The 22,484-nt window shown below is 47.1% G+C and carries 18 protein-coding genes and 1 pseudogene; 1 reads left to right on the top strand and 18 read right to left on the bottom strand.

Annotation, left to right across the window (positions count from 1 at the left end; all coding sequences use genetic code 11):
- Positions 1–26: 26 nt before the first annotated feature.
- Positions 27–1,109: an endonuclease/exonuclease/phosphatase family protein gene (locus JXR92_RS11065; RefSeq protein WP_117600554.1), complete on the top strand. Its 1,083-nt coding sequence runs from the start codon at positions 27–29 to the stop codon at positions 1,107–1,109.
- Between the two features lie 99 nt (positions 1,110–1,208).
- Here JXR92_RS11065 and JXR92_RS11060 read toward each other — a convergent pair whose 3' ends face one another.
- The 18 genes and pseudogenes from JXR92_RS11060 to JXR92_RS10975 form a co-directional block, all read right to left on the bottom strand.
- Positions 1,209–4,610 carry a TonB-dependent receptor gene (locus JXR92_RS11060; RefSeq protein WP_138345494.1) on the bottom strand — a complete coding sequence of 1,134 codons (3,402 nt, stop codon included), beginning with the start codon at positions 4,608–4,610 and terminating at the stop codon, positions 1,209–1,211.
- Between the two features lie 108 nt (positions 4,611–4,718).
- Positions 4,719–6,995: a sensor histidine kinase gene (locus tag JXR92_RS11055; protein ID WP_138345496.1), complete on the bottom strand. Its 2,277-nt coding sequence runs from the start codon at positions 6,993–6,995 to the stop codon at positions 4,719–4,721.
- Positions 6,996–7,186: 191 nt separating this feature from the next.
- Positions 7,187–8,506, bottom strand: coding sequence for a Na+/H+ antiporter NhaA (nhaA, locus tag JXR92_RS11050; protein ID WP_117600557.1), 1,320 nt, complete (start codon positions 8,504–8,506; stop codon positions 7,187–7,189).
- A 39-nt stretch (positions 8,507–8,545) separates the two neighbouring features.
- Positions 8,546–10,327 (bottom strand): translation elongation factor 4, encoded by a 1,782-nt coding sequence (gene lepA / locus JXR92_RS11045; protein WP_117600558.1) that lies wholly within the window; start codon positions 10,325–10,327, stop codon positions 8,546–8,548.
- A gap of 124 nt (positions 10,328–10,451) precedes the next feature.
- Positions 10,452–10,652 (bottom strand): winged helix-turn-helix domain-containing protein, encoded by a 201-nt coding sequence (locus JXR92_RS11040; protein WP_005828272.1) that lies wholly within the window; start codon positions 10,650–10,652, stop codon positions 10,452–10,454.
- 150 nt (positions 10,653–10,802) lie between these two features.
- On the bottom strand, positions 10,803–11,273 hold the full coding sequence (locus JXR92_RS11035; RefSeq protein ID WP_138345498.1) for a C-GCAxxG-C-C family protein: 471 nt from the start codon (positions 11,271–11,273) through the stop codon (positions 10,803–10,805).
- Positions 11,273–12,037 (bottom strand): exodeoxyribonuclease III, encoded by a 765-nt coding sequence (locus tag JXR92_RS11030; RefSeq protein ID WP_005828268.1) that lies wholly within the window; start codon positions 12,035–12,037, stop codon positions 11,273–11,275. Before JXR92_RS11030 ends, JXR92_RS11035 begins: the two co-directional genes overlap by 1 nt.
- 32 nt (positions 12,038–12,069) lie before the next feature.
- Positions 12,070–13,335, bottom strand: coding sequence for an Nramp family divalent metal transporter (locus JXR92_RS11025; protein WP_008663224.1), 1,266 nt, complete (start codon positions 13,333–13,335; stop codon positions 12,070–12,072).
- A gap of 126 nt (positions 13,336–13,461) precedes the next feature.
- On the bottom strand, positions 13,462–13,707 hold the full coding sequence (locus JXR92_RS11020) for a TIGR03905 family TSCPD domain-containing protein (RefSeq protein ID WP_005836420.1): 246 nt from the start codon (positions 13,705–13,707) through the stop codon (positions 13,462–13,464).
- Entirely contained in the window at positions 13,707–14,444 is a 738-nt protein-coding gene (locus JXR92_RS11015) for a YebC/PmpR family DNA-binding transcriptional regulator (protein WP_005828265.1), read from the bottom strand. The genes JXR92_RS11020 and JXR92_RS11015 overlap by 1 nt, the downstream gene beginning before the upstream one ends.
- 45 nt (positions 14,445–14,489) lie before the next feature.
- Positions 14,490–16,952 carry a phenylalanine--tRNA ligase subunit beta gene (gene pheT, locus JXR92_RS11010; protein ID WP_138345500.1) on the bottom strand — a complete coding sequence of 821 codons (2,463 nt, stop codon included), beginning with the start codon at positions 16,950–16,952 and terminating at the stop codon, positions 14,490–14,492.
- A gap of 152 nt (positions 16,953–17,104) precedes the next feature.
- Complete coding sequence (locus JXR92_RS11005) at positions 17,105–17,200, bottom strand: smalltalk protein (RefSeq protein WP_005828262.1); 96 nt, start codon at positions 17,198–17,200, stop codon at positions 17,105–17,107.
- Positions 17,201–17,232: 32 nt separating this feature from the next.
- Complete coding sequence (locus JXR92_RS11000) at positions 17,233–17,733, bottom strand: HU family DNA-binding protein (protein WP_119992780.1); 501 nt, start codon at positions 17,731–17,733, stop codon at positions 17,233–17,235.
- Between the two features lie 187 nt (positions 17,734–17,920).
- A pseudogene (locus JXR92_RS10995) lies at positions 17,921–18,151 on the bottom strand (hypothetical protein); the annotation flags it as partial.
- A 56-nt stretch (positions 18,152–18,207) separates the two neighbouring features.
- A complete protein-coding gene (locus tag JXR92_RS10990; RefSeq protein ID WP_005836416.1) occupies positions 18,208–19,458 on the bottom strand; it encodes a DegT/DnrJ/EryC1/StrS family aminotransferase in 1,251 nt (416 codons plus the stop codon).
- A gap of 76 nt (positions 19,459–19,534) precedes the next feature.
- Positions 19,535–20,125 carry a sugar transferase gene (locus tag JXR92_RS10985; protein WP_119992782.1) on the bottom strand — a complete coding sequence of 197 codons (591 nt, stop codon included), beginning with the start codon at positions 20,123–20,125 and terminating at the stop codon, positions 19,535–19,537.
- A gap of 39 nt (positions 20,126–20,164) precedes the next feature.
- Entirely contained in the window at positions 20,165–21,121 is a 957-nt protein-coding gene (locus JXR92_RS10980) for a glycosyltransferase family 2 protein (protein ID WP_370293220.1), read from the bottom strand.
- A 40-nt stretch (positions 21,122–21,161) separates the two neighbouring features.
- Positions 21,162–22,442 carry a nucleotide sugar dehydrogenase gene (locus JXR92_RS10975; protein WP_119992786.1) on the bottom strand — a complete coding sequence of 427 codons (1,281 nt, stop codon included), beginning with the start codon at positions 22,440–22,442 and terminating at the stop codon, positions 21,162–21,164.
- Positions 22,443–22,484: the final 42 nt, after the last annotated feature.

The raw sequence follows: 22,484 nt of genomic DNA, 5'->3' as shown, positions 1-22,484 counted from the left end.
CATAACAAAACAAACAAGCAAACAACATGGGAAAGTCCGCCGTAAAAGGTCTGTTCTACATCTGCCTGATAGCAGCAACATTTGTTTTGGCCACCATCACCATAGTGGCAGCCTTCTCAGGAAACGTGGCTCCGGTCGATTCCGCCATCATGCCATTACTGGGGCTGGCAGTGCCCGTACTCCTGATTGTCAATCTGATAACGGCACTCTGCTGGGCATTGGCCCATAAGCGCTGGGCACTGGTTCCGCTGGCGGCATTCTTCTGCAACTGGGGATATCTGACGTCTGTCTTCCAGCTCCACCTGCCGAAAGACAAAACCCCGGCAGGCAAGTATCTGAAGATAGCCACCTACAACATACACAACTTTGGAGGTGAGATTACCGGTTATTCCTGCAAGGAGATAGCCCGGTACATGCAGCAGGAGGGCGTGGATGTGCTGTGCTTCCAGGAGTTCGGAGACAACAGCGACTTCCCCACGGACAGCATACGGCGCATACTCTCGCATTGGTCACACGCGCTCATCCCTTCCGAAGACTCCAAAGGCGTACTGCCTATCGCCGTATTCAGCCGCTATCCATTGGCGAACCACCGTTTCATTACTTACCAGCGCAGCTCCAACTGTAGCATGATGTGCGATGTAGTGATGGATACGGATACCATACGTCTGATAAACAACCACTTGCAGACCACCAGCGTCAGCCAGAAGCGCAGGAAGTGGGAACGCGAGCTGGCCACCGACGACACCCGCCGCGAAGTCCAGGCAGCCAAAGATGCCGCAGGCACCCTGCACGAAAACTTCGTGAAACGGACCACACAGGCTTATGTCATCAGCCACTACGCCAAGGCCAGCCCCTATCCCGTGCTGTTATGCGGCGATTTCAACTCGATACCTTCCTCCTACACCTACCACCATTTGAGGAAAACCCTCAAAGACGGATTCCGCACTGCCGGAAACGGATACATGTACACCTACCGCTATGCCAAACGCATGTTGCGTATTGACTACATCTTCCACTCCCCCAGTCTGAAGGGTATTGCATACTACTCTCCGGACCTGGATTTGTGCAGCGACCACAATCCAGTGATTATGGAGGTTGAAATACAATAAAGTAAAGAAAGCCCAAAACAGCAAGGGCTATCCCGGAATTTCCGGGACAGCCCTTGCCTCATCATATTCCGCCATTCAGCGGAGGTTGTCTACATCCGGTTAGTTGAACACATAACGGATGCCGACTTGCAACTTCCAGCATTCGCTGTAGTTCTGATAGGTGTCGTAAGTCTTGGTAGGATATTCACCGTTCACCTTATACATGGAGAATACCGGAGTCAGATCAGTGACGCTCTTCACCCCTTCATACTTCAGGATTCGGTTGCTGTTGGAAACGGTGTTGGTCTTGGAGATACCCCATTTGGAGTTGATAAGATTACCCACGTTCATGATGTCGAAACTCAACTGGAAGCAATGCTTGGTCTTGCCAATCTTGAATTCAAAATCCTCCAGCAGACGGAAGTCAAAGCGGTGCACCCACGGAGCACGGGCAGCATAAGCCTCGGCATACTGTCCTTTGTGATTCTTCAGGTACGAATCCTGCTCTACGAATTTCCAGAAAGCAACGCGGTCTTCCTCTGTCTTGAAGTTGATTTCACTATCATCCTTCGGAATATACATCAGGTCGTTGTTGATGCCGTCACCGTTCATGTCATTGGTGTAGCAGAAGCTGTAACCGCCGGAAGAATAACCGGAATAGAACAGATTCAGGTGTGTGCCGCGAAGCAGGCCTTTGTGTCTGAAGGGAATGTAGTAGCCCACGGAAGCAATCACCTTGTCGGGAACCACATACTGTGAACGTTGTGCATCCACATAATTGGAACCGTCAATCGTGTTCAGTCCCTGCCAGGTAGAGATGGGGTCGCTGCCCGGAAGACCGGAAACTTCTTTGGACTCCGTGTGCGTATAGGCCAGCATCAGCATCAGGTCGTCCAACGGCTGGGCATTCACCGTGATGTTTGCCGTATAGCCGTAGCCTTTGGATGTATTGTCGAGCACCACGGCATTCTTGCCATTGTAATGCACGAAGTCGCCTGCATATTTCACATTCTTATCGGGGTTGTCATAAAGAGAATAAGAGTACACCATGCGGTTATCCGCACCATTGAAACGTTGCATACCTGTATGCAGCAGTTCCGTAGTTGTCACCTCTTTTCCATCAGCGCCCTTGACGGTGGTCAGCTTATTGTATTTCCATTCGTCGGGGTTCTTGATATTGATATTGTTGATGGTAACGGCATTCACATTCTTTGTAAACATGAACTCTCCCGTCACGGTCAAGGGGAAAGATACGGGTACCTGATAATCCACCGCGATAGACGACTTCCACACCTGTGGCATCTTGAAGTCTTTGGCCACACCCGAAATCTTGCTTCCCGCCACGTGTTTCTCAATCGTGGTGGGGAGGTTGAACTTGTCAATTATCTGGTTCATGTCCGTAATCATGCCACCTGCCAACTGATCCAGACGGGAATCGTGGCCCACCACTTTTCCATTGTCATATTGGGTCTTAAAGGTAACGGAGTTCTGTACCATAGAAGCATTGGTCGGCATATTGGTAAAGAAAACCAACGGCAGACGTCCCGTAAACACACCCGTACCTCCACGTACTTTCAGCGACTTGTCCTTGAACACATCCCAAACGAAACCTACACGGGGAGAAATCTGCCATCTGGAATCCGGCCACTTGCCGGTGTCGATGTGCTGCCCGTCGAAGTCAAGCTCATAGATGGCATCGTTTCTCTGGAGGTCGTCGTTGTCGAACATCAAGTTGTCGAAACGGATACCGTAGGTCAGTTTCAGACTGTTGCCGAGATTCCATTCATCTTGGGCATAGAAGCCAAGCTGGTTGAAGGTAACCTGGGCATTGGGGTTAGCCACGCCGTTGAAACCATAAGTCAAAGCGAATGATTCGGGAGCTGCGCCACTCAGGAAATCTTCCAGACTGTTGTAGCGATAGTATCCCGTACCGTTACGCATATAGGCGTTATTGGCAAACTGGTGCTCGTAGCTAAGGCCTGCCGTCAGCTTGTGGTTACCGGTGAAGAAAGTGAAGTTATCGGTAATGTTCGTAATCTTGTTCTTCACACCATTGTTGTAAGTGAACAGCTCGTAACCGGCGCTCATATACGGTTCCAGAATCTGGTTTCCATTCTCGTCCTTGCCTGCCATGATGTCAATGAAGGGGAAAGGAGAAGAATTGGTGCCGCGCATGTCCTCAATATTGGTGTAGGTAAACAGCAACTGATTGGAAATCTTATCGGTGAAACGACTATTCAAATCTGCCGCCCAAGACTGCACCTTGTTGTCCATAGAATACATGCTGTTGGCAAACGCCATAGACTGCGTACCTACGCGGTAAGTATTGTTCAAACGGTATCCTGTATCGGAAGAGTTACCGTTCGGTGCATTCCAAGCCGTATTCTTCGTATTGTTGTAGCGGAGACTCAAGCGATGGCGGTCCGTGATGTTCCAGTCGATGCGGGCCAGCAGCTTGGTGTTCTCCTCGTCGGCAGGGAAATTGGTGTAGGAGCCTGCATCATAGCCGTATTTGTCCTTCAGATGGTTGTACACCTTCTCCATGTCCGACTTCAGTGTACGGGACACCATACCTTTCGCATCTTCGCCGTCCTCGCGCGCGCGATACTTTATAACCTCTCCCGGAGTCTTCTCTTTTTCGTAGTTCACAAAGAAGAACAACTTGTTCTTGATGATGGGACCACCCAGCGTGAAGCCGTAGGTGGTCTTGGACTCATCGGAACGTGCTCCCAGGTCCTCGCCGTTGATGCGGTTACCACGCATGTCCTGGTTGCGGTAATAGGTATAGGCAGTACCTCTGAATGTGTTCGTACCGCTCTTGGTGATGGCATTGATGCCACCGCCGATGAAGTTCGTCTGGCGCACATCGAACGGGGCGACAACTACCTGCACTTCTTCGATGGCATCCATCGAGATGGGATTGCCGCCACCGGGAAGGTTGGAACTCAGTCCAAAGTTGTTGTTGAAGTTGGCACCGTCGATGGTGAAGTTCGTGGAACGTCCGTCACCTCCGGCAAAGCTCATGCCATTGGCGTAGGGAGAAAGGCGGGCGATGTCGCTGATACTACGGTTCACGGTAGGGAGCTGCGTTATCTGTGCAGAAGAGATGTTGGTAGTGGCACCTGTCTTTTCGGCGGTGAACTTGGTCTTGGCCGCCGTCACAATCACTTCGTTCAGCAGCTCAGAAGATTCGCTCATCTCTACGTTCAGGTTATACACCTCGCCCAGTTGGAGAGTGATGTCCTTATAAATAACTGTCTGATAGCCGATATAGGAAATCTCCACCCGATAGGGACCACCGGTGCGCATACCCTGGATGGAATAGCGTCCATCGACATTGGTCACAGTTCCGTAGCGCGAACCGGAAGGCTGGTGCACCGCCTGAACAGTAGCGCCGATAATGGGCTCATTACTTGCATCCGTCACCTTACCAGCCATAGAAGCTGTGGTGACCTGCGCATCTAGACCTACGGCGGCCAGTAACAGCAGCACCGTCAGTATAATTCTTACTCTCTTTAACATAATGTCTTTTAAATTAGTTTCTTAAAACGTTATATTTCTTAAAACATTGGCAAAGATACGCAAAATTATATATAAAGTTGTTACAACACGATTACATTTTTTAAGCATTTATTCAATACAAGGCAGTATCACTGTGAAACGGCTCCCACGGCCTTCCTCGGACTGGAGTTCGATGCGTCCTCCCATCTTTTCGACGATGAGCACACAGATGGACAAGCCCAACCCGACGCCTTGGGAAAACTCGCTACGCTTGTAGAAACGCTCGAAAATCATCTTCTGCTCGCTGTGCGGAATGCCTATGCCGGTATCTTCCACATAGAGATGTACCTCGCTCATACCGGACGGACAGCAATACCCGAGCCGGATGCTGCCTTTTTTCGTAAACTTGTTGGCATTGTTCAGAAAGTTGGTGAGTACCTGTGTCAGTCGCATGGGGTCTACATTCACCTGCACATCTTCGGGAGGGAAATCCTTGAGGAACTGCAACGACGGCTGGATAAGCAGGCTATGCGTCTGATAGACGTCATCGAGCAGCCGGCGCACACTCTCCCGCTGAAAGGTGAACAAGAGGTTACCCGACTCGATGCGCGACAGTTCCAGCACATCGCCCACCAGCTTCAGTAGCAGTTTGGTATTGGTATTGATGATGTCCACAAACTCCTGCCGCTCTTCGTCTGAAAACTCCGGCTCATTGGCCAGCATGTCCGAGAAGCCGACAATGGCATTGAGCGGAGTGCGGATCTCGTGGCTCATGTTGTTGAGGAACGACTGTTTCAGTTCGGCCTGCTCCGCCAGCTCGCGGGATTCTATCAGCTCCTGCTCGTGGTCTTTCAGTTCCTGGATATTCTGCAGCAATCCGGCTATGATGGGTGCGTGTCCGGGGGTGTGGATGGTATTGTAGCTGAACTCCCACCACTGGAACTCACCGGTGAAGTTACAGCGATACTGCCCCTTGTGGTGCGTGCGTTCATGCCTTGCCGCTATGTTCTTGCGGAAGGCGGGTAAGTCGTCGGGATGGATGTAGGGAGTGATTTCATCGAGCAGAAGACGGCCGGGGCGATGATGAATAAGCTCGCAAAACTGCGAGTCGCAGGACACGGAATCTCCCTCCAGTCGCCAGGCGTAGGTAGAATTTCCTTCGATGGCCAGGCAGAGGGTCTCATGCTCGTAGAGGAGGTTTCGCAATGCCTCACGCTTGCGCCTGCGTTCGCGCAGCAGGCTAAAGGAGAGCAAGACTATCACCGTCAGCACGAAGACAGCGCCCAAGATGGAACCGATAAGTATAGGATAGCGATAGCGCTCCGAAAAAGGGATATACATCACAGTGTACTCTGCCGGAATGCTCTCGAGCGGGATACCATACTTCTGCAGCACATGCCAGTTCAGCACGTACTGCTTGGCGCATTCCGTCACCTGCTGCCGGGGCATCCGCCCTTCGAGGCGTTCCTTGATACCGGTCGCCATGTATCTTATCTGGCTTTCCAGTGGAGTGAAATATCCTCCCAGCAAGTAGTCGGCAAAGCCGAAGCCCTCGTTAATGGTCTGAAACGTGGGATTGTCGAAGAGCATGCCCACACGCTTGGTGGTATAGTCTCGCTTGGTGTAGAGCAGCAACGTATTGTCGCCGCGTCCCAGCCACATCAGATGGCGTATCGCTATGGAGTCGCTCGTCATGCGCACAATCTTCGTGGTGTCCAGCAACACGTCTATGTTCTGCCGTTTCAGTATAGGGCTGATAGTCTCCCTCTCGCGCACACGGTGATAGGAGGAACCGGCAAAGTAAGCACCCTCGGTAGAGGTCACGATGGCGAACCCCTGCCCACGGCACTGCTCATTCAACGCATGCCATATCTTGCGGTCCAGAAACACTTGTCCGTTCATCAGGCAGATGCGCGACTTTCCCATGATACTCTCTATCATGCGTATGGTACGCAAGTAATCGGGCGTGTCGGCATAGCCCGTGATGTTGGGGTATTGCAGGAGCAGAGATATGTTGGGATAGTTCACACCGCTGAACACAACGGGTATTTCATGCGCCAACGGGTGTCTGCATGCCATCAGCGCATAGGCAGCCTGGTCGTCGAGCACAGCTATCAACTCGGCTCCCCAGGCAGAGAGGTCGTCCACGAAACCGGCCATACGAAGGTTTTCTGCCTCCTCCATGTAGCGGTCGCAGTCCAGATAGTATTCGCGTACATCGCAGTCCAAGCCGAGAAGACTGAACTCTCTTTGCAACAGTTCCAAAGCCTTCGCAGCAGGTGGATAGCCCGGCTCGAAAGAGTGTATCAGCGCAATACGCCGCGTCTCCGCATGGGCAGGGTGTGCACACACGAGGCAGAGAGAAAGAATCAATATGTATCCGGCAACTGCCTTTATGTGCTTCATATCCGGAAGGTCCTTTTCGACTTGTATCAGCAAAGATACGAATGTTTTTTAAGAATAACGGACTATTCCTTCTGTTTCTGTAACAAAGAATACGTTTTCTTAAATCATTGACACATGCCAACTTATCTTTCAAAGGATTTACTGAATATCCCTGGAGAACCGATTCTTCGTCCAGTATCCAAAGTAGAGATCTATTTGTTATTAACCTTCGGCAACACCGCATTCAGTACCATATATCCCAACATACCGGCAACAATCGTTCCCAGCAATACACCAAACTTCGCCTGGTTCAGCAGATCCGGATATTCTCCTGCAAAAGAAAGGTTGGCAATAAATAAAGATACCGTAAAACCAATCCCCCCCAACAAGGATACTCCGGCAACACTTCTCCAATTCATTCCCGGAGGCATCGAGGACAAACCACTCTTGACCGCCAGCCAGGTGAATAGAAAAATACCGATAAACTTGCCAAGAAGCAATCCTGCAGCCACCGCTATACTAACAGCTCCAACAACGCCACCGCCTCCACTGAACACCACACCAGCATTGGCAAAAGCAAAGAGCGGCAGTATCACAAAGTTTACCGTACCATGCAAATTGTCTTCCAAGGATTGCAAAGGACTAATCACATAATCAGAAGCGCGTTCTACTTGTTTTAGAGTGGCAATCTGCTCATTGGTCAATATAATATTATCCGATTTGGAAACCGGAAAATCACCGATGATATCGCGGATACGCTTAATGTATTTCCCGGCATCCAAACGGGGACGAGCCGGTATCACAAAAGCCAGTATCACTCCGGAAATAGTGCTATGAATGCCCGACTGAAGGAACAAATACCAAATAATCAGCCCGATAAGTAGGAAAAATATCTTCTGTGTCATACCGAATTTCCCCATATAGTAAAGGAAGAAATAAAGGACAGCGGCTACAATTAGGTATCCGTAAGCCACTTCGGAGCTATAGAAAATAGCAATAACCAAAATACCGCCAATATCATCAACTACTGCAAATGCCGTCAGAAAAATTTTCAGACTCAGAGGCACCCGCTTACCCAGCAGACTGAGTACCCCCAATGAAAAAGCAATATCCGTAGCCATCGGTATAGCCATGCCGCGCGTTTCCGGAGTGCCCTGAACGACCAGAAGTGAATAGACAATGACCGGCACCAGCATACCGCCACACGCCGCTACAAAAGGTAAAGAGGCTTTACGAAAAGAAGAAAGTTCACCCACCAGCAGTTCCCGCTTTATCTCCAACCCCACAGCCAGAAAGAAAACAGTCATCAGGCAGTCGTTTATAAACTCAATCATTTTCAACGGATGACCGCCATGGGAGAACAAGTTGAAGTCTCCGATACGCAGATGCAGTTCCTGCAAAAGAAAGCCCTGATACAGCGGAGCCATCGGCGAATTAGCAATAACAGCCGCCAAAATAGCCATCAAAAACAGCAAGATGCTCGCCGCTATATTCAGCGACGAGAAGTTTTTCACAGTACGCAAAATAATCATAAAGAAGTATATTTGATTTAAGATTTCATCCTTTCGACATCAATCCAGCTTCAAGACTGCAAGGAACGCTTTCTGAGGTACTTCCACATTACCAATCTGTTTCATACGCTTCTTACCTCTCTTCTGTTTCTCAAGCAATTTTCGTTTACGACTCACGTCACCTCCATAACATTTGGCCGTTACATCCTTACGCACAGCCTTAATCGTTTCCCGGGAAATAATCTTGGCACCGATAGCAGCCTGAATGGCGATATCGAACTGCTGTCTCGGAATCAGGTCTTTCAACTTTTCGCACATCCGGCGTCCCAATTCGTAGGCATTGTCAAAGTGTGTCAAGGTAGAAAGAGCATCCACCGGCTCACCGTTCAGCAAAATATCCAGCTTCACCAGTTTGGAAGGACGAAAACCGTTGGGATGATAGTCAAAAGAGGCATATCCCTTAGAGATACTCTTCAATTTATCATAGAAATCGATAACTATTTCGCCAAGAGGCATATCATAGTATATTTCTACACGGTTACCTGAAATATATTCCTGCTTCACCAGCTCGCCACGCTTGCCCAGACAAAGAGTCATGATAGGGCCGATGTAATCAGTGGCGGTAATCACCGAGGCACGGATATAGGGCTCCTCAATACGGTCTATCATGGTAGGGTCGGGCATGCTGCCGGGGTTATGCACTTCAGTCATATTTCCCTGCTTGTCATAGATATTGTAGGAAACGTTGGGCACAGTGGTGATAACGTTCATGTCAAATTCACGGTCAAGGCGTTCCTGCACAATCTCCATATGGAGCAGCCCAAGGAAACCGCAACGGAAACCAAAGCCCAAAGCTAATGAAGACTCAGGCTGGAAAGTCAGCGAAGCATCATTCAACTGCAACTTCTCCAAAGAAGAACGCAAGTCCTCGAAATCTTCTGCCTCGATGGGGTACACACCGGCAAAAACCATCGGCTTCACCTCCTCAAAACCGGCGATGGCCTCTTCGCAAGGACGGGCAATATGCGTAATCGTATCGCCTACTTTCACTTCCTTAGAGGTTTTGATACCCGAGATGATATAGCCCACATCCCCCGTACGCAACTCCGGACGTGGCATCATTTCCATTTTGAGCACTCCGATTTCATCCGCATCATATTCCTTGCCTGTATTGAAGAATTTCACTTTATCCCCTTTACGAATCACACCGTTCACTATCTTGAAATATGCAATGATACCACGGAAAGAATTGAAGACAGAATCGAAAATCAACGCCTGCAACGGAGCTTCCTCGTCACCCTCCGGATGAGGGATACGCTCAATGACCGCAGCCAGAATCTCTTCCACTCCCATGCCTGTTTTGCCGGAAGCACGGATAATCTCATCACGCTTGCAACCCAACAGTTCGACGATCTCATCCTCCACTTCCTCGGGCATGGCGCTTGCCATGTCACATTTGTTGATGACGGGAATAATCTCCAAATCATGCTCAATCGCCATATAGAGGTTTGAAATGGTCTGCGCCTGCACTCCTTGCGAAGCATCTACAATAAGCAAGGCTCCTTCACAAGCGGCGATGGAACGTGACACCTCGTACGAGAAGTCAACGTGTCCCGGAGTGTCTATCAAGTTCAGAATATACTTTTCGCCTTTATATGTATACTCCATTTGTATGGCATGGCTCTTGATGGTGATACCTCTTTCCTTCTCAAGGTCCATGTCATCCAGCATCTGTCCGTTAGTTACTTGTATAGTATTGGTAAATTCCAGCAGACGGTCTGCCAAAGTTGATTTACCGTGGTCGATATGGGCAATAATGCAAAAATTTCGTATATTCTTCATTGTCAATAACTATCTATTAATTGGGTGCGCAAAGATAGTGAAAACAGAGCAAATAAAAAAAATGCGTTGATAACATATTCATGTACCAACGCATCTTTTTATAACATTCCAATCAATTCCTTGCTTAGTTCAGCTTTACAAACAATTCGCCTTCCACTTCAGAAGTAGAAACCTTGTCTTCTCTTAACAACCAGCCCAATCCCAGGAAGAAGTCCTTGTCGATCAGTTTAGTTGCTTTCTTGATTTGCTTGTGAGTCAAGCCATCTGTGCCATTCAGTGCAGTCCAAATCTGTCCTGCAACATTACCAGCTTTTTCTTTTAACATTTCTATTTGCTTTTAGTTAAACGTTATCCTCATCTCCAAAGATAGAGATGTCGGTGTTTTTATATCGCTGCAAAGATAGGTATATTTATGTTATACAACACATTATTAGGCACTTTTTTTCTTACTAAGGGGTAAAAAAGTTCTTTTTTCTTACTTTGAGGACGTTTTTTCCAGGTATTCGGTCCAAATTTGGGCAGCTACCTCTACCATCCTGGCACACGGGCGTTTAGCATAATACTGCTCGGTACGGGCTTCCGGAACGGACGAACCTTCCGGTTTTCTCAACCCCAACAATTCAGCACATACCAAAGAGCCGTTTCGTTTCTTGAACTCAGCAGCCAGCTCCTGCACCAACGCATAGTTTGCCGCCTTACCTTCACGGTCCTTGCCTTCCACAGCTCCTTTTTCCAATCCGGCCAATAGGAACATGCCGCATGCAGCACCGCATGTCTGCCTCATACGACCTATGCCACCACCAAAAGAGGCGGACATCCGGAAAGCCTGCTCTTCTGTAAAGCCATACATATCTGCAAAAGCTCCCACTACCGACTGCGAGCAGTTATAGCCACTCTTGAAAAGCTCCACAGCTTTTTCTATTCTGTCTTTTGTTTCCATCATCATTATTCTGTAATTTCCAACAACATCGGACAATGGTCCGAATGAACAACGTCACCCAATATTCTCGCCTCCTTCAACATCGGGCGCACCGGTTCACTCACCATGCAATAATCAATGCGCCACCCTTTGTTCTTGGCACGTGAATTAAAGCGATAGCTCCACCACGTATATTCCTGCTTGTCGGGATGAAGCCAACGGAAGGAATCTATGAATCCCGCATTGAGAAAGCGCGTCATCCACTCCCGCTCTTCAGGCAGGAAGCCACTGTTAGTGGCATTCCTGATAGGGTCGTGAATGTCTATTGCCTCATGGCAGATATTATAATCGCCGCAAAGAATGAGTTTAGGACGCGTACGTTCCAGCTCCAATACATATTCCTGGAATTTCTCCAACCAGACCATCTTGAAGGCCTGGCGTTCATCACCGCTGGTACCGGAAGGATGATAAACACTCACAACGGACACATCGCCGAAGTCGGCACGGATAAAGCGCCCTTCGTTATCGTATTCTTCAATACCCATACCATATTCCACATGGTCCGGTTCTTGCTTGCTCAAAATAGCGACTCCGCTATACCCCTTCTTCTGTGCAGAATACAGGTAATGCTTATACCCCAAAGCATCCAGCGCCTCTGCCGGATACTGTTCCGGTTGCAGCTTTGTTTCCTGCAAACAAAGCACATCCGGCTGCTCTTGTGCCAGCCACTCGGGAAAACCTTTTGTCACGGCAGCCCTCAGCCCATTTACGTTATATGTAATAATCTTCATACTACTTATTTGATTTCTTAAAAATGAATTATTCAAGATGTCAACTCGGATACCAGCAGCATGATATTCAGCACAGTGACCACCGCAGCAATGGCATAAAGTACAAATGTACTCCATTTGCTGTTTACATACTGCCCCATCACTTTGCGCGAAGAAGTCAGTCCTACTTGCAGGAAAACCGTGAACGGCAGCTGGATGCTCAGTATCATCTGTGAAATCAGCAGTCCTTTGAACGGGTCTCCGATAAAGAAAATCAGCAGCAGCGCAATGCCCAGCGACAGAATCACCCCCACCTGCGAGTGACTATCTTTGATATGATAGGATTCTCCGAAAATACCGGCAAAGATAGAACCTGCCGCCATACCGCTGGTTATCGTAGAAGATATACCCGCCATCAGTAATGCCAATGCAAAAACCACGGCAGCACTGCTCCCCAGCAACGGCTCCAGCAAGGATTTGGCCTGCTGCAACTCTTCCACCTGAATACCGCTCTTAAAGAAAGTTGCCGCTGCCAGCAGTATCATGGCACTGTTGATGGCCCATCCCACAATCATAGAGAACAGCGTGTCGAACAATTCATATTTCAACACCTTACGGATGGACGCATCATCTTTCTTATTATATTCATGGCTCTGTATCACTTCCGAATGCAGAAACAGATTATGCGGCATCACCACCGCACCGAGTACACTCATGATAATCAGCATACTCCCATGCGGGAACGAAGGTGTCACCCACCCTTGTGCAGCCAGCGGCCAATCTATCTTCACCAGAAACAGCTCATAGATAAAGGAGAGCCCGATAACCGAAACAAAAGCAATGATGGAACGTTCTATCTTCTTGTAGGAATTAGTGAAAAGCATGACGACTACAAATACGGTAGTCAAGATAGAGCCCCATATGATGGGAATGTCAAACAGCATCTGCAAAGCGATGGCACCTCCCAATATCTCTGCCAGCGAAGTCGAGATGGAAGCCAGCACTGCTGTACCCAATATGGGACGCGATACCCAGGAAGGAGTATATTTGGTAGCGGCTTCGGACAAGCACAAGCCGGTTACAATGCCAAGATGCGCCACATTATGCTGCAATACAATCAGCATGATAGTGGATAAAGTCACGACCCACAGCAATGAATAGCCAAATTCAGACCCAGCCGCAAAATTAGACGCCCAGTTTCCCGGGTCAATAAAGCCCACAGTCACCAGCAGTCCGGGACCTATATATTTAAAAACGTCCAGACCGCCCAGATAGCGTTTGTGGTCTCTCCGTTTCAAGTCTTTAAAAATATTCTTCATTGTGTCTGTTCAATTAAGAGCGTAAAAATACTCAAATAATAACAAATACCTCCATGTTAGGTTCAAAAAAAGCCCCTGGCATCTTTCAATGTCAAGGGCTCTCATCCATTCTTTCAGGCAGTAGGCTCAATACCCCATCTCGTGCAATGCCTTGCACAATTGGTCGGGGCAGGAAGTGGAACGTCTTCCGCAGCGAATTCCTTCCAAACGGGCAATCACCGCATCTACCGGCATGCCTTTCACCAAACGTGAAAGTCCTTGCAGGTTTCCATTACATCCACCCCAAAATGCCACTTCTTTCACAATACCATCTTCCACATTCAGTTCAATGTTACTGCTACACGTACCTTGCGTCTTGTATGTATATGTCATTATTCTCCGCCTTCTTCCGGTTTCATGTTAGTATAAACCGTCTGTACATCATCAAACTCTTCGAGACGCTCTATCATTTTGTCGATGGTTTCGCGTTGCTCGGGAGTCACATCCTTCATATCGTTCGGGATATAGGTAAACTCACCGCCGACATCTTCAAAACCGCACTCTTCCAAATGTTTCTGGATAGCTGCATAGCTTTTCGGATCACCATAAATAGTGATAGTACCTTCTTCTTCATCCTCTTCGTAGTCTTCCTCTACGTCATAGTCTATCAAGTCAAGAATGAGTTCCTCCATATCGATACCGTCTTTCTTCTTGAAAGTGAACACACACTTGTGGTCAAACAAGAAAGCCAGTGAACCCATTGTTCCCAAGTTACCGCCGAACTTGTTGAACACGGAACGCACATCGGCTACTGTACGGGTAGTGTTATCGGTCAGTGTATCCACAAAAACAGCTACACCGTGAGGACCGTATCCTTCATAAGTCATACCCTTATAGTCGCTCTGGTCCTTACCCATCGCATTCTTGATAGCACGTTCAATATTATCCTTCGGCATGTTTTCACGCTTACAAGTAGCGATAACCGAACGCAGTGTCGGGTTGTTTTCCGGCTCCGGACCGCCGGCCTTCACCGCAATAGCAATTTGTTTACCCAGTCTTGTAAAGGTCTTTGCCATGTGACCCCATCTTTTCAATTTGGCAGCTTTTCTATATTCAAACGCTCTTCCCATTGGAACTGTATTTTAAATTATGAATTATAAATTCTGAATAATGAATCAACGCAGCTTGGCATTCAATTTGTCCTCCAGGTTCTTCACTAGTTTGGACATAATCTTGTCAATCTGCTTATCGTTCAACGTGGCATTCTCATCCTGCAGCAAGAAGCTCACCGCGTAACTCTTCTTACCAGCTTCCAGATTCTTACCCTCATAAACGTCGAAGAGAGAGACCTCCTTCAGCAGCTTTTTCTCCGTCTCGTAGGCAATCTTCTCAATTTCCGCAAACTGCACTTTCTTGTCGAGCAGTAACGCCAAGTCGCGTTTCACGGCAGGGAACTTGGAGATTTCCGTATAGCTCACCTTCACATTGCGGATGGCCTTCAACAATTCTTTCCAGTTGAAATCGGCATAGTAAACCTCGTTGTCAATATCGAATGCCTTCAGCAGCTTCTTTGTTACAATACCGAAAGTAGCCAACCGCTTTCCACCCCTTGTCTGTACAGATAAACCGGCAGCATAGATGTCATCAGTCAGATTGCCGACAACCAAATCATGCATGTGCAGCCCCAATCTGGCAAAGACATTCTCAACGTATGCCTTCAGCTCATATACCGAGCTGTTCTCGTCCGGATGAGCCCATGAGTTGGCCACCCTCTTGCCAGTCACCCACAAACCAAGATGATAGTCTTCGGAATAAGCGGCAAGCACTTTCTCCGGATTCTTCTTTTCCTCGTTGAAGTGATAACAATTACCGAATTCAAAGAATTTCAGGTCTGCATTCTTACGGTTGGCGTTGTGCGAGATGCTTTCCAATCCACCGAAAAGCAGTGTCTGACGCATGGCATTCAAGTCTGCACTCAACGGATTCAGCAACATTACCAGATTCTTTGATGGATAAGACTCCAGATTGTCATAGTAAGCGGCACGCGTCAACGAGTTGTTCAGAATCTCATTGAAACCACAGCCCACCAGCTGCTCGGCAACCAGGTTCTGCAGTTTGTTGGATTTATCATATTCACCCTTGGTAGTCAGACAAGACTTCAAGGTAGTCGGAATCTCCACATTATTATATCCGTAGATACGCAGGATATCCTCTATTACATCGCAATCGCGCTGCACGTCCACACGGTAAGGAGGAACATCCAGTGTAAGCCCTTCGACTGTCTCGTCTACAATCTTCATTTCCAGACTTGTCACGATGCTCTTGATGGTATCCACCGGAATAACTTTACCAATCAGTGAGTTCACTTTCTCATAGGCAAGTTCCACACGGAAATCCTTGGCAGGAGCGGCGCACACATCTTTTATTTCAGAAGAAATGGTACCTCCGGCAAGTTCCTTTACCATCAAAGCAGCCAGCTTCAGGCAGTAAATAGTGGCATTCGGGTCAATACCTCTTTCAAAACGGAAAGAAGCATCTGTGTTCAATCCATGACGACGGGCTGTCTTGCGTACCCATGTCGGATGGAAGTAGGCACTTTCAAGGAACACATCCTTGGTGGTTTCCGTAGAACCGGAATCCAGACCGCCGAACACACCGGCAATACACATCGCCTCTTCCTTGTTGCAAATCATCAGGTCGCGTTCGTTCAATTTACGCTCCACGCCATCAAGAGTTACAAATGGAGTACCTTCCGGCATGGTCTTTACAATCACCTCACCGCCTTTAATCTTATCTGCATCGAAGCAGTGCAGCGGCTGGCCGAAAGCATGGACGATATAGTTGGTAATATCCACCACATTATTGATAGGACGCAGGCCGATAATACGCAACTTGTTCTGCAACCATTCGGGGCTTTCTTTCACTGTAACCCCTTTCACCGTAACGCCGGCATATCGGGGACATGCCTCGCTGTTCTCTACAGTTACTTTAATATCCAAGTCGTGATTTTCTACCGCAAAAGCGTCTACCGAAGGTTTCTTCAAGGTAGCCTGCTTACCGTTCTGTATCAAGTAGGCGTACAAGTCGCGTGCCACCCCATAATGTGAGCAAGCATCGGCACGGTTGGGAGTGATGTCCACTTCCAGCACGTAATCGCTCTTGATGTTATAGTAGTCCTTGGCAAGCGTACCCGGAACAGCTGTTTCCGGCAGTACGATGATGCCTGCGTGGTCCGTACCGATACCGATTTCATCTTCAGCACAAATCATGCCGACAGATTCCACGCCACGAAGTTTTGATTTCTTGATGGTAAAGCACTCGTCACCGTCATACAGTTTTGTACCCAACGTGGCTACTACCACTTTCTGTCCGGCAGCTACATTCGGAGCGCCGCATACAATCTGCACGGGTTCACCTTGTCCCAGGTTCACCGTAGTGATGTGCATATGGTCTGAGTTAGGATGAGCTTCGCATGTCAGCACTTCGCCGATGACCAGTCCTTCCAGTCCGCCTTTAATGGTTTGCACCTCTTCCACACTTCCCGTTTCCAGTCCGATGGAGGTCAGTGCCGCAGCAACTTCATCCGGTGTCAAATCGAAATCGACATACTCTTTCAACCAATTATAAGAGATATTCATATCATTATATTTTTATTGTTTCCAAAAGTGACCTGCAAAGGTAATAAGATTTTTTGGTTGGCAGGGAATTATAAATGAAGAAAATAACAAAAAGGCGATGAAGTGCTTTTCCTTCACCGCCTTTCTCCTAATATTCTATATAAATCTACAATTTATACATTCATTGCATTGGCGCCTAAAGCTCCCAATATGGCGGAAGCAACAGCTATCACTACCTTCAAAATCTTGTCCCAAACGTTCTTTTTCATAGTCTTAATCTTTCAAAATTAGTAAATACATCTTATCCTAACGGGTTCTCTCCCTGGTCACCGTCGGAACCGCCACCGGAATTACCACCATCACCGGCATCATCCTTACCGTCAGTCACCACTCCCGTCCATTTCTCAAACTCCACACCCTGGAGCATGGCACGCGTAGTGCCGATGGCAGCCGGGCGCGTGTATTCCGGAGTAAACTGGCAGCGCAAAGCAGTCACCTGATTGGGATTCACGTCTTCAGATTTGACCACTCCCTTACCTCGCGTACGGGCCTTCATGGTGAATGTGCCCAGGCCATCCAGACGCACCGTACGGCTGTTCAGCAACTGGCTCCTCATTACCGTCATCAGGTTACGGATTACATTATGTACGTCACCCGGAGTCAGGGAAGACTTCTCGGCAATCACCTCAGCCAGCTGTTGTGCATCCACGGCTCTTCCCACTTTCTTCAAACTCAGATGCCAAAGTTTGGCACCCTCTTTTGTCGCCAGAGACGACTGTCTTGCATAATAAAATAAAGGCATAGTTTCTTTCTCCTTTTTACATTTTTAATTCAACATGGTTTTTAATCTCGTTTTGTTGATCAACAATGCAAAGGTGAGGATATATTTGCCTGTAAACAAAGAAAACAGCCTCGCTGAAGCTGTTTTCTGAGATAAGTTCATAAAGTATTGATTTACAAGCTGACAGATTAGGCAAGCCAACTTAATCAAGATATCCTACGATGATGATTGCCTGTACTGCCATATAGGTCAAAGATACTATGACATGGGGAATCTTCAGCTCATTCGCCATAATCTGATAAGATGTTTGCGATGCGGTAGTCCGATATTCTCATGAAGCATCAGGCGGTGAATATTTGGCACGCTTGCAGAAATTGAAGAAGCAGAAGACTAGAACGGAACAGACAACGGTATAGATGAAATCCGCATTGACAAACGTATTGGCAACCGACAGCGTTGTCAAGGTCGTAGTTAAAAAAGCTGTATTTTCATCTATTATTTTACTATGGCCTCTTTTATACACTCCACGATATAATATACATCTTCATCAGTCACCCACGGCCCGGCAGGAAGGCACATACCGATTTTAAAAATAGCTTCGGATACCCCATTGATATAAGCCGGAGCATCCTTATAGACCGGCTGCTTGTGCATCGGTTTCCAAACCGGGCGTGCCTCTATTTTTTTGCCAAGCATAAAAGCACGCAAAGCCTCCACATTCTCGTTGGGCTGGCAATCTGTTGTAGCACAATCTACGGCATGAATCACACCTGCAGCACCACCTACGGCAGTCCTGACAACATCCTTATAAGCATTTTCCTGCCCTTTGATGCGAAGTGAAGAATCCAGAGTGATTGTACAAAGCCAGAAATTAGAGTCATAATCAGCCGAAGGAGCTTCATGCAGCAATACCCCCTCCACATCCTTAAGCAGTTCCTTATAGAGAGCCTGCACATGTCGGTGATGTGCAATATGCTTATCGGCAACGGTCATTTGACCACGACCAATACCTGCACATATATTACTCATGCGATAGTTATACCCTATCGCCTCATGCTGGTAATAAGGATAAGCCTCACGAGCCTGCGTAGCATACCACATGATTTGATTCTTGCTTTCGGCATCTTTACAAATCAACGCACCACCGCCACTGGTAGTAATCATCTTGTTACCGTTAAAGCTCAGCACCCCGAACTTGCCGAACGTCCCCAGTACCTGTCCCTTAAAACGGGAGCCAAAACCTTCGGCAGCATCTTCCACCACTGGAATAGCATACCTATCGGCTATCTCCATGATACGTGTACAGTCATAGGGCATGCCATACAATGCCACAGGAACAATAGCTTTTGGCTTTTTGCCAGTCTTGGCAATGCGGTCTTTGATGGCTTCTTCCAACAGTTCCGGAGACATGTTCCAAGTTTCTTTCTCAGAATCCACAAATACCGGAACAGCCCCCAGATAAGTGACCGGATGCGAAGACGCACAGAATGTGAAGCTTTGTACAATCACTTCGTCACCCTGTCCCACTCCGCAAGCCAACAGAGCCAAATGTACTGCCGCCGTACCGGCCGAAAGTGCCACCACTTCCTTGCCTTCGCCTACAAAACGTTTCAAATCCTCTTCAAAAGCATTCACGTTAGGACCGAGAGGAACCACCCAGTTCGTATCGAAGGCTTCTTTTACATATTTCTGTTCAATACCCTCCTCGCTCATATGGGCAAGGCAGAGATAAATGGTTTTATCCATAAATGTATATGTGATTATTTAATGATCAGACTTCGGATTCCTCACATAGTGGGGAATAAAAAAGAAAGAAAGAAGTTTACAGATCCTTTCCAAGTACTGTGTAGATAATGATTTTGATGTCATTCCAGAAGGACCAATTATCCAAATATTCTATATTTATCTGTACTTTATCCGGGAATAATACCGCATCATTATATTTTTGAGGATTCTCCTGTTCTGCCAATATCTCTTCCTCATTCCGGTATTTTAAACTTGCAGGACCTGTAATTCCCGGTTTCAAAAGAAGCATCCGCCTATTCTCTCCTTCAAGTTTGTCAGCATAACCGGGAACATCGGGACGGGGGCCGACAAGACTCATGTCACCTATCAATACATTCCATAATTCCGGCAATTCATCCAGTTTATATTTCCGCAATTTGGCTCCCAAAGGAGTAATGCGGCTTTCTCCTTTCACAGATACGGAGCTTCCCGAATGGCCGACAGTCATAGATCGGAATTTGTACATGGTAAACAATTGCCCGTGTTGTCCGACCCTTCTCTGCTTAAAGATTATAGGACCACCGGGCATCTTGATGCGAATCAGAATACCAACTACAATCAAAACTGGAAACAAGAAGACTAGACCGAAAAACGAAGCGGTACGGTCAAAAATGGATTTTAGGAGCATAATTTAAATTGTAAACACAACTTCCCATTCTGTCTATTTTCACTTCCCATAACCGATGCATTTATAGATTCCTACTAACGACCCATACCCATAAGAAAGATGCAGCACCACAAAAGATAAAAGCAAGTAAGAAATACTGATTTTACTACGCAAATTTATAGACATACTGATACAGAAAAGAACCAACAGATAGGATAATAATGAAAGAAATGAAAGAAAAGCGAACGGAAGATAAAACAATGCCGCAAACAACGGAAGAAGTAAAGACAGCAAAAACACCAACGGAATAAAATGCCTTACCGACAAAGATTTCAATTGCCTTGTATAATACACCGTCAAGACATTCCATTTTCCGTTAGAAAAATTATTCCTTGCCAATCCTTTAAACGTCTCACGAGCCAAATAGGTACAATAAGTTTCGGGCACAATACAAATGCGACCACCACCATGTATAATACGCTTGTTTAGCTCAATGTCCTGATTACGTATCAAGCGTTCATCATAGTAACCATATTTCTCAAACACCTTCCTGCGCCAACACCCAAAAGGCACGGTTTCCACATCCATTACCTTGTCCACACCCAAACGAAACGTGGAATTCCCCACACCAAACCTATTACTCAGTACCTCGCGTATGGCAAGTGTTTTAGGAGTCTTGTTCAATACGTCCGTCCTGCAAGCAGCCCCCACATTGTCCGCATTCAGTTCATAAAGTTTCTTCACCAAAACCCCAAAATAGTTCGTCGGATAACTGGCATGGGCATCCAGGCGCATCACTACATCTCCTTTGGATGCCCGTATACCAATGTTCATCGCCACCGGAACAATCTTTTTGGGGTTGTCTATCAATTTGATAAACGGATATTCACGGGCATATTCCAACACCCTTTCACGGGTTCCATCCCGGCTCATGCCATCCACAAAGAGCACTTCGAGCTGCTCTTTCGGATAATCCTGAAGCAAAACAGATTGAATGCATACATCAATGTATTTCACTTCATTATATATAGGACAAATTACGGAAAGCATATTTTTCCTACAATCTTCCGTCTATTTGGTTCTTGGGTAGAATGCCCTTCACATCATACACTACTCCATTCTCCGCCTTCAAGAAAGCGCGAGCATCCAAATCCTTGAATTCATTGTGTGCAACCCCGAAAATCACGGCATCAAACTTCCCTTCCAAACTTTCCATATCTCCTTTGGAAATTCCGATACCATATTCATGCTCTACGTGCGCTTTGTCCGCCCAAGGATCATAAACTGTAATGTTTGAAGTATATTCACGCAACGTGCTGTAAATATCCACAATTTTAGTATTTCGGATGTCAGGGCAGTTTTCTTTGAACGTGATGCCTAACAACAGAATCCTGGCATCTTTCACCAATACCCCCTTCTTGTTCATCAGCTTAATCACTTGATTGGCCACATAGTCACCCATACCATCGTTCAAGCGACGTGCCGATGACATCACACGTGGCAATACCCCATACACTTGCGCCTTCTGAATCAAATAATAAGGATCCACGCTAATACAATGACCGCCTACCAATCCCGGCTTCAACTTAATGAAGTTCCATTTGGAAGCAGCGGCCTCTATCACATCGTTCGTATCGATACCCATCGCATTAAAGATCTTTGCCAACTCGTTCATAAACGCAATATTCACATCTCGTTGCGAATTTTCAATAATCTTCGAAGCCTCTGCAACTTTGATAGTCGGTGCTTTATGAGTGCCATTTACCAACACAGAATTATATACATCATCTACTATATTGGCAATCTCAGGGGTGGAACCGGAAGTCACCTTCTTTATTTTTTCCACCGTATGTTCTTTATCGCCCGGATTGATGCGCTCGGGAGAATACCCCGCAAAGAAATCTACATTGAATTTCAGGCCTGATACCTTTTCAACCACCGGCAAACACTCCTCCTCTGTAACTCCCGGATATACCGTGGACTCATACACCACAATATCCCCTTTAGAAATCACCTTGCCTACCGTTTCACTAGCCCCCCACAAAGGTTTCAAGTCGGGACGATTGTCCGCATCAACAGGTGTAGGTACTGCTACTACATAAAAATTACAATCCTTTATATCTTCCAATTTCGTAGTACATACAAAACCATTATTTCTGATGGCATCCTGGAGCAAATCATCCGCTACTTCCAGTGTGGCGTCATGACCGGACATCAACGCATCTACACGCGATTGATTCATATCGAAGCCTAGCGTTTTATACTTTGTTGAGAAAAGTCGAGCCAAAGGAAGCCCTACGTAACCGAGACCGATTACGGCAATTTTAATTGAGTCCATAATTATATTCTAATGTTTTATAATAATTTTAATGAATCTATC

Origin of the sequence: Bacteroides parvus, from assembly GCF_017309675.2 — a bacterium.
GTDB lineage: Bacteria > Bacteroidota > Bacteroidia > Bacteroidales > Bacteroidaceae > Bacteroides > Bacteroides uniformis.
This window is presented reverse-complemented; position numbering and strand designations above follow the sequence as displayed.